This window comes from Ilumatobacter sp., from assembly GCF_030065885.1.
Classification (GTDB): Bacteria; Actinomycetota; Acidimicrobiia; order Acidimicrobiales; family Ilumatobacteraceae; genus Ilumatobacter.
The window spans coordinates 36,338-48,005 of sequence record NZ_JASJCS010000033.1 but is presented as its reverse complement, the minus strand read 5'-3'; the positions used below and the strand labels follow the sequence as shown (position 1 = coordinate 48,005).

At 70.9% G+C, this 11,668-nt stretch carries 14 protein-coding genes; 8 read left to right on the top strand and 6 right to left on the bottom strand.

What is annotated here, in order from left to right; genetic code table 11:
• From QNJ12_RS09730 to QNJ12_RS09705, 6 genes are all read left to right on the top strand, one after another.
• Positions 1–1,424: DUF11 domain-containing protein (locus tag QNJ12_RS09730; RefSeq protein ID WP_300622247.1), on the top strand; the 1,424-nt coding region annotated here is incomplete at its 5' end.
• 90 nt (positions 1,425–1,514) lie between these two features.
• Positions 1,515–2,210 carry a response regulator transcription factor gene (locus QNJ12_RS09725; RefSeq protein ID WP_300622244.1) on the top strand — a complete coding sequence of 232 codons (696 nt, stop codon included), beginning with the start codon at positions 1,515–1,517 and terminating at the stop codon, positions 2,208–2,210.
• Entirely contained in the window at positions 2,207–3,235 is a 1,029-nt protein-coding gene (locus QNJ12_RS09720) for a cell wall metabolism sensor histidine kinase WalK (RefSeq protein WP_300622242.1), read from the top strand. Before QNJ12_RS09725 ends, QNJ12_RS09720 begins: the two co-directional genes overlap by 4 nt.
• 247 nt (positions 3,236–3,482) lie before the next feature.
• A complete protein-coding gene (gene map / locus QNJ12_RS09715; RefSeq protein ID WP_300622239.1) occupies positions 3,483–4,466 on the top strand; it encodes a type I methionyl aminopeptidase in 984 nt (327 codons plus the stop codon).
• Between the two features lie 70 nt (positions 4,467–4,536).
• Positions 4,537–5,121: a copper chaperone PCu(A)C gene (locus QNJ12_RS09710; protein WP_300622236.1), complete on the top strand. Its 585-nt coding sequence runs from the start codon at positions 4,537–4,539 to the stop codon at positions 5,119–5,121.
• The gene (locus tag QNJ12_RS09705; RefSeq protein ID WP_300622233.1) at positions 5,118–5,642 is read left to right on the top strand and encodes a TlpA disulfide reductase family protein; all 525 of its coding nucleotides are present in this window, start codon (positions 5,118–5,120) and stop codon (positions 5,640–5,642) included. The genes QNJ12_RS09710 and QNJ12_RS09705 overlap by 4 nt, the downstream gene beginning before the upstream one ends.
• Here the strand turns inward: QNJ12_RS09705 and QNJ12_RS09700 are convergent.
• Genes QNJ12_RS09700 through QNJ12_RS09680 form a run of 5 tightly spaced genes read right to left on the bottom strand, consistent with a single transcriptional unit; the run spans position 5,639 to position 8,700 of the window.
• A complete protein-coding gene (locus QNJ12_RS09700) occupies positions 5,639–6,718 on the bottom strand; it encodes a hypothetical protein (protein WP_300622230.1) in 1,080 nt (359 codons plus the stop codon). The two genes, QNJ12_RS09705 and QNJ12_RS09700, sit on opposite strands and share 4 nt — an antisense overlap.
• On the bottom strand, positions 6,715–7,116 hold the full coding sequence (locus QNJ12_RS09695) for a hypothetical protein (RefSeq protein ID WP_300622227.1): 402 nt from the start codon (positions 7,114–7,116) through the stop codon (positions 6,715–6,717). The genes QNJ12_RS09700 and QNJ12_RS09695 overlap by 4 nt, the downstream gene beginning before the upstream one ends.
• Complete coding sequence (locus tag QNJ12_RS09690) at positions 7,113–7,703, bottom strand: SCO family protein (RefSeq protein ID WP_300622224.1); 591 nt, start codon at positions 7,701–7,703, stop codon at positions 7,113–7,115. Before QNJ12_RS09690 ends, QNJ12_RS09695 begins: the two co-directional genes overlap by 4 nt.
• On the bottom strand, positions 7,700–8,128 hold the full coding sequence (locus tag QNJ12_RS09685) for a cytochrome c (protein WP_300622221.1): 429 nt from the start codon (positions 8,126–8,128) through the stop codon (positions 7,700–7,702). Before QNJ12_RS09685 ends, QNJ12_RS09690 begins: the two co-directional genes overlap by 4 nt.
• Positions 8,128–8,700, bottom strand: coding sequence for a sigma-70 family RNA polymerase sigma factor (locus QNJ12_RS09680; protein WP_300622218.1), 573 nt, complete (start codon positions 8,698–8,700; stop codon positions 8,128–8,130). Before QNJ12_RS09680 ends, QNJ12_RS09685 begins: the two co-directional genes overlap by 1 nt.
• 54 nt (positions 8,701–8,754) lie before the next feature.
• Between QNJ12_RS09680 and QNJ12_RS09675 the strand changes: the two genes are divergently transcribed.
• A complete protein-coding gene (locus tag QNJ12_RS09675; protein ID WP_300622215.1) occupies positions 8,755–9,405 on the top strand; it encodes a zf-HC2 domain-containing protein in 651 nt (216 codons plus the stop codon).
• Here QNJ12_RS09675 and QNJ12_RS09670 read toward each other — a convergent pair.
• Positions 9,368–10,726, bottom strand: coding sequence for an N-6 DNA methylase (locus tag QNJ12_RS09670; RefSeq protein WP_300622212.1), 1,359 nt, complete (start codon positions 10,724–10,726; stop codon positions 9,368–9,370). The two genes, QNJ12_RS09675 and QNJ12_RS09670, sit on opposite strands and share 38 nt — an antisense overlap.
• Before the next feature lie 24 nt (positions 10,727–10,750).
• Here QNJ12_RS09670 and coaA point away from each other — a divergent pair, with 24 nt between their 5' ends.
• Positions 10,751–11,668, top strand: coding sequence for a type I pantothenate kinase (gene coaA / locus QNJ12_RS09665; protein ID WP_300622209.1), 918 nt, complete (start codon positions 10,751–10,753; stop codon positions 11,666–11,668).

The window sequence follows — 11,668 nt, the reverse complement described above, 5'->3', positions numbered from 1 at the left end:
AGCCGGTCGATCTCGAGCTCACCAAGACCGATGACGGGTTCGTCGCGGTCGCCGGCGGCGACCCGATCCCGTACACGATCACGGTGCAGAACGTCGGGATCCGCGACGCCGACCTCGGTGAGGCGGTCACGGTGACCGACGAGCTGCCGGCGTTCCTGTCGTGGAACACCTTCCCGGCGAACTGCTCGGCCGACGGCCAGGTCCTCACCTGCGACCTCGATCCGGCGCTGCTCGGCGCCGGTGACCCGGCGATCGTGATCGACCTGCTGGTCGACGTCGCCCCCGACGCTCCGTCGGGCGACTACGTGAACCGGGCGTGGGTCGACACCGCCGACGATCCGGTCTGCGAGGGCGAGGACTGCGTCCCGCCGCCGTGCGAGCGTGCGCTCGGCAACAACAACGTCGACTGCGAGACGACGCCGCTCGAGCGGTTCGCGTCGATCTTCATCACGAAGACCGACAACGTCGCCGACGGTGACTTCGTCCAGCCGGGAGACACGTACACCTACGAACTGGTGACCGGCAACAGCGGCCCGTCGACGGTGCTCAGCAACCTGGTCATCGACGACGACCTCCCCGAGCAGCTGACCTTCGTCGGCACGTCGGCCGTGGCCGAATGGGACTGCAACGATGCCGACCCGCTCGAGTGCTCGTGGACCGGCGGGGACACGTTCCCCGGCGAGACGCTGCCGCCGATCACGGTGACGGTGCTCGTCAACGACGACGCCACCGGCGAGTTCATCGAGAACACGGCGATCGTGACCGCGCTGGTCGACGTCTTCCCGGAGGCGACGCAAGGCCTCGCCCCGTTGTCGGAGGCCGACTTCGGCGGCGTCGGTGAGACCGTCACCGCCCAGGACGACGAGCAGACCCCGCTGACCGCCAGCGCGGACCTGGCGATCGCCAAGGGCGCCAGCGTCGCCCAGGTCGGCGCCGGCAACTCGTTCGACTGGGAGCTGACCGTCACCAACAACGGTCCGGGCGTGGCCGTGAACGTCACGGTCGGCGACATCGTGCCGAGCGACGTCACGGTCACCGGCGTGACCTCCGGCGACTTCAGCTGCAGCAACACCGGCAACTCGGTGACCTGCACCAAGGCGACGATGGCCGTCGGCGAGACGGGCGACGTGACGGTCTCGGTGTCGGTGCCCGCCGATGCGCCCGACGGCACGGTCATCAACGTGGGCACGGTCGAGTCCGACACGCCGGACCCCGACCTCACCAACAACAGCGACGACGCCACGGTCACGATCGTGGCCCAGGCGCCGCCCACCACGCAGCCGCTGCCTCCGGTGACCCTGCCGAGGACCGGCTCGGACACCACCGGTGGCCTCGTACGAGCAGCTGTCCTGCTGCTGGTGCTCGGCGGTGGAGTCCTGCTCATCACCCGTCGCCGCCGCGACGGCGAGCAGGCCGCCGTGTGAGACGTTCCCCGTCGCCGCCGCGGGGAACGTTTCGAAAACCGTGAGGGCCCGGGGTTGTACCCCGGGCCCTCACGCGTCCAACCTGTGACGATGAACGTTGGGAGGACCCGCGTGCTCGTCGTCGACGACGAGCCGACCGTGCGCGAGGTCGTCGTCGGCTACCTGCGGCGCGACGGTCACGAGGTCAGCGAGGCGGCCGACGGCCCGACCGCCCTCGAGCTGCTCGAGTCAGAGGAGCCCGACCTCGTCGTGCTCGACATGATGCTGCCCGGCGTCAACGGGTTGGACATCCTGCGGCGCATCCGTGCGAGCGGTGACATGCCCGTCATCATGCTGACGGCCCGTGCCGAGGAATCCGATCGCGTCGCCGGCCTCGAGCTCGGCGCCGACGACTACGTCGTCAAGCCCTTCTCGCCCCGCGAGCTGGCGGCCCGTGTCAACGGCGTGTTGCGCAGGGCCGCGCCGAGGGACGCGCCGGGGGCCGAGCTGCTCGAGTTCGACGGCCTGACGATCGACAACCGCTCGAGAGAGGTGCGCTGCGGGGCCGAACTGGTCGAGATGACGCCGAAGGAGTTCGACGTGCTCGCTCACCTCGCGGGTTCACCGCGGCAGGTGTTCTCCCGCGCCGACCTGCTGCGCGACGTCTGGCAGTCGTCCCCCGAGTGGCAGGACCCCGCCACCGTGACCGTGCACGTCCGCCGGATCCGCAACAAGATCGAGGCCGATCCCGAGAACCCGCGCTGGATCACCACGGTGTGGGGGGTCGGCTACCGGTTCGAGCCATGACCTCCGGCCGGTGGCGCCTCAACCGGCTCGGCCGTCGCTTCATGTGGGCGTCGCTGGGCGTGCTGGCGACGGCGGTGATCATGATCGTGATCGCCGCCCAGCAGATGTTCATCAACGACCAGGACCTCGGGTTCCTCCTGTGGATCATGATCCCGGCGGCGATCGCCGCCGGCCTGGCCGCCTACCTGCTGTCGGCGCCCATCGCGCGCGATGCACATCGACTCAGCGCCGCAGCCACCCGCGTCGCCGACGGCGACCTCACGGCCCGCACCGGGGTGATGCGCAGCGACGAGCTCGGCGACGCCGCCGTCGAGTTCGATCGGATGGTCGAGCGCCTCGACGCCGTCGAGAAGGAGCGCGCCCTGATGCTGTCGTCGATCTCGCACGATCTCCGGACGCCACTGGCGGCGCTGCGGGCCTCGGTCGAGGCGTTGCGCGACGGCGTCGCCGAGGACCCCGACGCCTCGCTGTCGGGCATGGAGCGTCAGGTCGAGGCGCTCGCCCACCTCGTCGACGACCTGCAGCTGCACACCCGGCTGTCGGCCGGGACGCTGCGGATGCGGCTCGGCCGGGTCGACGTGACCGAGCTCGCCGACGAGGCGATCGAGACCGTCTGTGCGATCGCCCGCCAGCACGGCGTCGAGTTGGCGCTCGAGGCCGACGCCCGTGTCGTCGTCGACGGCGACGGGGCCCAGCTCGGCAGGGTGCTGCGCAACCTGCTCGACAACGCGATCCGGCACACGCCGGCGGGAACCACGGTCCGCATCGGCGTCGGCCACGCCGCCGACGGCGTGCGGCTCACCGTCCGCGACGAAGGCGAGGGATTCCCCGACGAGTTGCGGCTGCGTGCGTTCGACGCGTTCACACGCGGCGACCCGGCCCGCAACGTCGCCACCGGAACCGCCGGCCTCGGCCTGGCGATCGCCCGCGAGATCGTCGTTGCCCATGGCGGCGCGATCCGCGCGCTCGACGGACCGGGGGGCGTCGTCGAGGTCCGGTTGCCCGCCACTGCGGCCGCTGCCTGATCCCGCTCGTCTGGGTGCGGGGGACGACCGGCCGGCGGTGCTTGCACCGGGACGGGCGCCCTTCTACAGTCCTCGCCCGACGCGAGGACTCGTTTCTCGCATTCGGGGTCCCGACCGTCTTCCCGCCTGGTCGCCGGCCTCGACGGGCACCGACTGGTGCGGAGGCGGTCACCCGCCGGCCGCCTCCGCGCCGGCCTGACCGACGACCGAGCAGATCCCTCGGTGTGCTCCTAGACTCGGGGGCCACATGTCGTCGCTCGCCTCGCCTCCCGCCGTGCTCCCGCTCGCCAACGAGCCGTGCTGGTGCGGGAGCGGCCGCAAGTACAAGCGGTGCCACAAGAAGTCCGAGGGCCGGGTGCTCCAGGGCGAGGTGTCACCGATGCGCACCGTGCCCGACCACATCGAACGGCCGTCGTACGCCGACACCGGCATGGTCGACCGCTGGGACGAGCCGCGGGTCAAGTCGCCCGAGATCATCGAGCGCATGCGGCACGCCGGTTCGGTGGCCGCCGAGATCCTGCGGCTGACCGGCGAGTACATCCGGCCCGGCATCACCACCGAAGACGTCGACGCCTACGCCCACCAGCTGTACGTCGATCGCGGCGCCTACCCGAGCACGCTCAACTACCACGGGTACCCCAAGGCGCTGTGCAGCTCGGCCAACGAGGTCATCTGCCACGGCATCCCCGACTCGCGGGTGATGCAGGACGGCGACATCATGAACATCGACATCACCGCCTACATCGGCGGTGTGCACGGCGACACCAACGCCACGTTCTTCGTCGGCGACGTCGATCCGCAGAGCCGCCAGCTCGTCCGCATCACCGAGGAGTGCACCTGGAAGGGCATCGAAGCTGTGGTGCCCGGACGCCCGATCAGCGACATCGGGCGGGCGATCGAAGACCATGCGAAGGCGCACCGGCTGGCCGTCGTCAAGGCGTTCGTCGGGCACGGCATCGGCGAGCAGTTCCACACCGACATCCAGGTGCTCCACTACTACGACTCGCGCGGCTCGACGATCATGCGCCCCGGCATGACGTTCACGATCGAGCCGATGATCGCCCTCGGCACGTGGCAGCACAAGATGTGGGACGACGACTGGACGGCGGTCACCGCCGACGGCAAGCGCACCGCCCAGTTCGAGCACACCGTGCTGGTCACCGACGACGGCGTCGAGGTGCTCACCGGCGGCGACGGCGCCGTGTCACCGGTCGCCCCCTGGCACCGCTGAGACGACGCAACCGACCAAAAGTTCGGACATTTCGGGAACCGGCGGCCGCGCTTCGGCGACCGAACGAGACATGAAGCGTGTACTCACCCTCCTCCCCCTGGCCGCGCTCGCGCTCGCTGCGTGCGGCGACGACGGCGATCAGGTCACGATCGAGAACGCCTGGGCGCGCAACAGCCCGGCGGCCGCGACCCTCGGTGCGGTCTACTTCGACGTGACGGTCGACGCCGACGACGTGTTGCTCCGTGCCGACGTGGCGGATTCGGTCGCCGACCACGCCGAGGTCCACGAAGTCGTCGCAGCCGAGATGGACGGAGGTGAGATGGGCGAGATGGATGACTCGGGCGACATGGCGGGTTCCGATGACATGGACGACGGCGACATGGACGACGGCGACATGGACGACGGCGACATGGACGACGGCGCCATGGACGACGGCGCCATGGAGGGCATGGGTGCGATGCGGATGCAGGAGATGACCGACGGCTTGCCGCTCACCGCCGACGAGACCGTGTCCCTCGAGCCCGGCGGCTACCACGTCATGCTGATCGATCTCGTCGAGCCCCTCGAGCTCGGCGACGAGATCGAGCTGACGCTCGAGTTCGCCGAGGCCGGCGAGACCACCCTGACCGTCGAGGTCGCGGAGACCGCTCCGTGACCGCTCGCCGCCGTCGCCGGTCGTTGTTGTTCGCCGCGTCGGCCCTCGTGCTCGCGGCGTGCGGCTCGTCCGACGGCGGCGGCGACCCGTCGGCCGACGGTGACGGCGGCGAGCGCCTGCCCGACGTCGCGATCGAGGAGCTGGCCACCGGCGAACCCGGCAGCCTGGCCGACATCGAGGGCCCGGCGGTCGTCAACCTGTGGGCGACGTGGTGTGCGCCGTGCCGGGCCGAGATCCCCGACTTCGAGTCGGTGCATCGAGCGCGCGGTGACGAGGTTCGCTTCGTCGGCATCAACATCGGTGAGGGGAGCGATCGAGCCCTCGACTTCCTGGACGAGGTCGGTGCCAGCTACGACCAGTTCCTCGACCCCGAGGGTTTCGTGGTCACCGAGCTCCGCACGACCACGATGCCGGTCACGATCGTCCTCGACGCCGACGGTGCGATCAGCAAGCGCCACCTCGGCCCACTCGATCAGGGCGGCCTGAACGACGCGATCGACGAGGCGCTCGCCGTCTCCTAGGAGTTCGCCGCGGCCGATTGAGCCGGCGACGCCGACGTCGGCGCGGCGTCATGTGACCCCGCGGGACCGTCGTGGCCCTCGGGGACGGGCGCGGCTGGGCGGAACAGTCCGCGCACGACCGCGATCAGCAGCACGGCGCTCCCGACCAACACGCCGGCGGTGACCGCCCGGTCGAGCCAGAACGGGGCGTCGGTGGGCAACACGGCCCTGGTGAGCGTCGTGCGGCGCAGCACCGCCCAGAGGAGCACCTGGAGCGCTGCCAGGGCCACGAGGCCGCTCTCGGCGAGCACCGACCTGCCGTAGATCCCGATCGTCGTCACGGCACACGCGACGGCGATCGCCGGCAGGAGCCACCAGGTGACCAGTGGTCCCGTCTCGCCGGGGAGCGACCGGTACTGAACGACGCCGACGATCAACGCAGCGACCCCGAACACCAGGGCGGCAAACGTCGTCGACGCCCGACCCAGCAGTACGGCGACGAGCGCCAGCTGCAGCCCGACCAGGATGCCGAACACCGCCGGCCACATCGACGGCCCGTCGAGCAGCGTGGTGCGGACCTCGACGTCGACCGTCGAGCCGTCGACGACGATCGGGATCCGCTGGCTCGGCAACGAGTCGCCCGGCTCGAGGCCGATCGGCGGGTCGTCGCCCATCCAGTGAGCGCGGTGGTCGTGCCAGGCCCAGGCCCCGCCACCGCCGATCCGTTCCCACTCGGGCGCCGCCGCGTTGTCGACGATGCCGGGGATGTCGGTGCCGCCGTACCGCTCCTCGTTGTAGTAGGTGGCGAACGACAGCCGGTTCTGCTCGACGGTGCCGTCGGGGCCGATCCGCAGGTACGGCTCATCGTCGTAGCCGAGCACGATCGCCTCGTGCCCCGGTTCGACTCGCAGGCGGACGAAGGCATCGCCGCCGACGATCGAGACCACGATCGACTCCGTCTCGGGGGAGACGGAGACCACCTCGGACCGGTAGTCGGTGGGTCCTGCGGCGTCGGCCGACGCCGCGCCGGGCGTGGCGAGCACGGTGAGGGCGACCGTGGCCAACGCCGTGACCACGCGGGCGGTCGTGGGCCTCACGCTTCGACTCGCAGCGTGAACGAGCCGCTCTCGTGCACGCTGCATTCGCCTTCGAGGACGCCGGCGCTGTTGAACCGTTGTGTCAGCGTCTCACCGGACGCCACGAAGAACACGCCGACGACGTGGTCCTCGGAGTCGTCGTTGACGATCCGGATCGCGTCGCCCACCCGCACGGTCAGCTCGGCCGGCACGATCTGGACGGGTTCGCCGTTCGCCATCCTGTCGGCCGTGCCGAGGGGGATCACGTAGTCGTGCTCGTAGGACGCCTCGTCGGCGGCGGAGGTGATCTGGAGGCCGGTGGGTGCGTCGTCGTCGCGCAGCGACGTGCCGAGCAGCACCGCGCCGACCACGATCAGCGGGACGATCAGCAACAGGGCGGTGAACTGGACCCGGCTCACGTCGCCTCCAGCATCTGCTCGAGGTCGGCTGCGATGTCGTCGATGGTGGTGCCGAACTGCCACGTGAGCGCCAGTTCGCCGGCGTCGTCGACCAGGTACAGCGCGGTCGTGTGGGCGACCTCGATCTCGCCCTCGTCGGTCTCGAAGACGTCGTACTGGGCGCCGAACGGCGCCGCCACCTCGGCGAGCAGCGACGGGTCGTCGGTGCCGAGTGCGTGGCCGTCGTCGAAGAAGCTCGTCACGTAGTCGACGAGCACCGGGAGGTCGCGGTCGGGATCGACCGAGATCATCGCCACCTCGACCCGGCCGGCCTCATCGTCGTCGAGCCGGTTCCGGGCCAGCTTGAGGTCGGACAGCGTCGTCGGACAGAAGTCGGGGCAGTTGGTGAACCCGAAGTACACGGCGAGCACGCCGCCGTCCCGGGCTCGGAGGGCGAACTCGTCGCCGTCGTTCGCCAGGTCGGGCATCGCCAGCCCGCCGACCGCCGGTGCGGGCTCGCGCCGGAACCCGGCCAGCTCGCGCGTGTTGCTGCCGCAGGCGGTCAGCAGCGTCGTGGCGGCGAGCGCCGTCGCGACGAGACGCCTCATCCGTCGGCTGCCTCGTCGGGCTGCTCGGCGAGCTCGATGATGTAGGCGACGACCTGATCGACCTGCTCGGGCGACAGGTCGTTGCTCGGCATCTTCAGACCGTATCCGGCGTTCTGAGCGGCGTCCGGTCGCGTGATCGACTCGCGGATGAAGTCCTCGTCGGCGACGACGGACTCGACGACGGTCTCGCCGTCACGCTCGACCTCGACCTCGATCGTCGAGTTGTAGAGCCCGACGTACGCCGGACCGACGCTGCCCTGACCGTCGCCGCCGTGGCACGCGGCACAACCCTCGGATCGGTGGATCTGGCGGCCTGCCTCGCCGGCGGCAGAGAGCTCGATCGAGGGCGAGCCGTTGCTGGCGCAGCCCGCGAGGGCGACGAGCGCGGTGACAGCGGTGCCGACGGCGAGACGCGAGGGGAGCATCAAGCGTGAGGTCGCCGGCGGCGATGCTCTGGTTCCCGGCCGGGCCGGGGTTCGGCCTCGGCCAGTGCCGCGACGAGCTGCTCGCGGGCCCGCGAGACGCGCGAGCGGATCGTGCCGATCGGGATGCCGAGCAGCTCGGCCGCCTCGTCGTAGTGCAGGCCGTTGATCTGCGTCAGCACGAACGCCGCGCGACGGTCGTCGTCGAGGATGTGGACGAGGTCGTCGAGCTCGATCGAGTCGACGCTGGGCGGTGGGTCCTCGAGGCTGGGCTGAGCGAGGCTGGCGACCCGCTGCGCCGTGCGGCGGCGACGGGCGCGCCGCCTCGCGGCGTCGGCGCACGTGCGGCGGGTGATCGTCAGCAGCCAGTGCTTGGCGGGCCCGTTGGCTCGGAAGCGGTGGAGCGACGCGAACGCCCGCTCGTAGGCCTCTTGCGCGAGGTCCTCGGCGTTGTCGGGGTCGCCGAGGTACCGGCACATCGCCAGCACGTCGTGCTGCGACTCCGCGACGAAGCGCTCGAGCGCGGCCCGATCGCCGCGCTGGGCGTCGAGCAGGAGCCGGGTGAGCGGATCCATGCCGACCCAGTGTGCCGCCGGAACCAAACACTTCCTAGGGCCGACCGTCACAACGTGGAACCTCACACCGGCTCGAAGGCCTGTGCCCGTGCGCGCGAGCTGATGTCGGCCGCGTCCGACCTCGAACTGGGAGGTCGGGGCGAGCGCGAGCTCGACACGCATCTCGCCAGTTGCCCCGACTGTCGCGAGTACGCGGAACGACTGGCGGGGCTGACGCGTGCGATCCGGCTCCGCCCCGCCGACCGCGACGGCGAGTTCGTCGAGCGCGTGATGCGGGGCTCCGGCAAGCTGGGCCGGGGCCGATGGTTGCGACCCGCGCTCGCCTGGTGCGGGGTGGTCGTCATCGCCCGCAGCGTCGAGCCGCTCCTCCTCGGCGAGGTCGACGACGCACCGACGCACGTCGCCCGCCACGTTGGCGCCTGGGGCCTCGCGCTCGGGATCGGCTTCCTGTACGCAGCGTGGCGTCCGCAGCGGGCGTCCGGCCTGATGCCGCTCGTCGTCGCACTCCTCGCCACGATGCTGGTGAGCGCGACGTTCGACATGGTCGGCGGCGTCCGCTCGCTCGCCGACGAGCTGGTCCACCTCGTCGAGCTCGTCGGCCTGGTGCTGTTGTGGATGGTCGCCGGATCACCCGGCCTCACCCGCGTCGGCGACGCCTGGCGCTCGTTCAGGGCCGGCCGGGCCGTCGTGCAGACCACCAACTGAGCAGTTCCGCCGCGCCGTCTCCCACGCCGAACGCCTCGATGGTGTGCCGCGCACACCCGTCCACGTCGCCGTCGCGCAGGGCTGCCACCGCGTCGTCGAGCGGACCAGCCGGCCAGGGCAACGCCGCGAGCACGGCCGGCCCGACGCGCATCGAGCGCGTCGACAGGCCCGTCCCGGCGGTGAGCCGCCACGCCAGCGCCGACGCCACGGGCGACGTCAGCACAGCAGCGAGTTCCCACACCGACGTCGGCCCGGAGGGTGTCACCGCGGTCACCGGGACGCCGGGGAGCCAGGCTCCGTCCGGATCGGCGACGGCCTCGACGACCGAGGTCTGGTTGGCGACGAGCACCTTGGGGACGAGCTTGCGCTCTGCCCATGCGGCGAAGCGTCCCTCGAGCATCGACAGGTCGACGCGGGGCGCGGCGAACCGTCGCTTCGCGAAGCGGACGTCGCGGCTGCCCCAGTGGCAGACGCCCGGGTCGATGAGGCCGCTCGTGACGAGTGGGGGACCGTCGGCATGGTCGCTGACGGCCGGCACGAGGGCGTAGTACTCGTCGCGGAAGTTGGCGTTGAGGTCGGCCCGATCGCCGACGGTCCCGTTCGACCGGTGGCCGGCCGCGGCGGGCACGCCCAATACGTCGGTCACGACGCTCGTCCAGTCGATCGAACCGGACGTACCGGGTCGCCGCAGGGCCAGCGCGCACACGTTGACGTTCGCATCGAAGTGCCGTTGATCGGGCCGCCACCACGACCAGACCAGATCAGCGAGGCGGGCGACGTCGGTGCGGACTGGCCTCGCGTCGCGAGCGGCGAGGATCGACTGCGGGAGCACGAACCCGACCAGGCCGCCGGACGGCTCGGCGAGCCGGACCGCCAGCGCGAGGAACTCGACAGCGGCGTCCGCGTAGGGCCCGCCGCCGTGTGCGCTCGATCCACCCCGGGTGGTGGCGGCGGCCAGCTGGGACAGGAACGGCGGGTTGCCGACGACGATGTCGTAGCGCGCGTCACCCCAGGGCCGTGTCAGCGCATCGTCGTGGAGCACCTCGTGGTGGCGGCCGGCGAGGCATGCGTCGGCAGCCGCCACCGCGTCGGCGTCGATGTCGCAGCCCGTCAGGTGAACGGTGCGACCGGCTGCGACGAGCCGGTCGCCGATCGACCGGAGGAAGCGCCCGTCGCCGCAGGCGGGGTCGAGCACCGTGACCCGGCGCTCACGAGATGGCAGCGTCGCGTGGTCGAGCACCGCGCCGACCACGAGGTCGACGAGCTCGGGCGGCGTGTACCAGGCTCCACGGAGCCTGCGTGCCGCTTGCGTCGTGACCACGGCACGAGCGTAGGTTTGCGGACCGTGCCCGACCGGTACATCACGTTCGACCGCGACGAGTGGGCCCCGCTGCGTGCCGCGACACCGTTGACGCTGCGCGAGGCCGACCTCGAGTCGTTGCGCGGCATCAACGAGGAGATCGACCTCGACGAGGTGACGACGATCTACCTCCCGCTCAGCCGGCTGCTCAACCTGTACGTGAGCGCCGTGCAGGACCTCCAGCGGGTGGCGTCGACGTTCCTCGGCTCGATCGCGCCGAAGGTGCCGTACGTCATCGGGGTCGCCGGCTCGGTGGCGGTCGGCAAGTCGACATTCGCCCGGATCCTGCAGGCCCTGCTGTCGCGCTGGCCGAACCACCCCCAGGTCGACTTGATCACCACCGACGGGTTCCTGTATCCGAACGCGGTGCTCGCCGAGCGGGGCCTGATGGATCGGAAGGGCTTCCCCGAGAGCTACGACACCCGCGAGTTGCTCGCGTTCCTGCGCGCGGTGAAGAGCGGCCGGCGTGAGGTGTCGGCGCCGGTCTACGACCACGTGACCTACGACATCCTCGACGGCGAGTCGGTGGTCGTCGAGCAGCCGGACATCGTCATCGTCGAGGGTCTCAACGTGCTGCAGGTCAGCCAGGAGGGAGCGGAGTTCGTCAGCGACTACTTCGACTTCTCGATCTACATCGACGCCGCCGTCGCCGACATCGAGGAGTGGTACGTGCAGCGCTTCTTCGCGCTCCGCGAGTCGGTGTTCCGCGACCCGGACAGCTACTTCCGCAACTTCGCCGAACTGACCGACGACGAGGCCGAGGCGACCGCTCGTCAGATCTGGACGACGATCAACGGCCGCAACCTGCTGGAGAACATCGAGCCGACCCGTGAGCGGGCGTCGCTGATCCTGCGCAAGTCGGCCGATCACCGGGTCGCCGAGGTCTCCTTGCGCAAGCTCTGA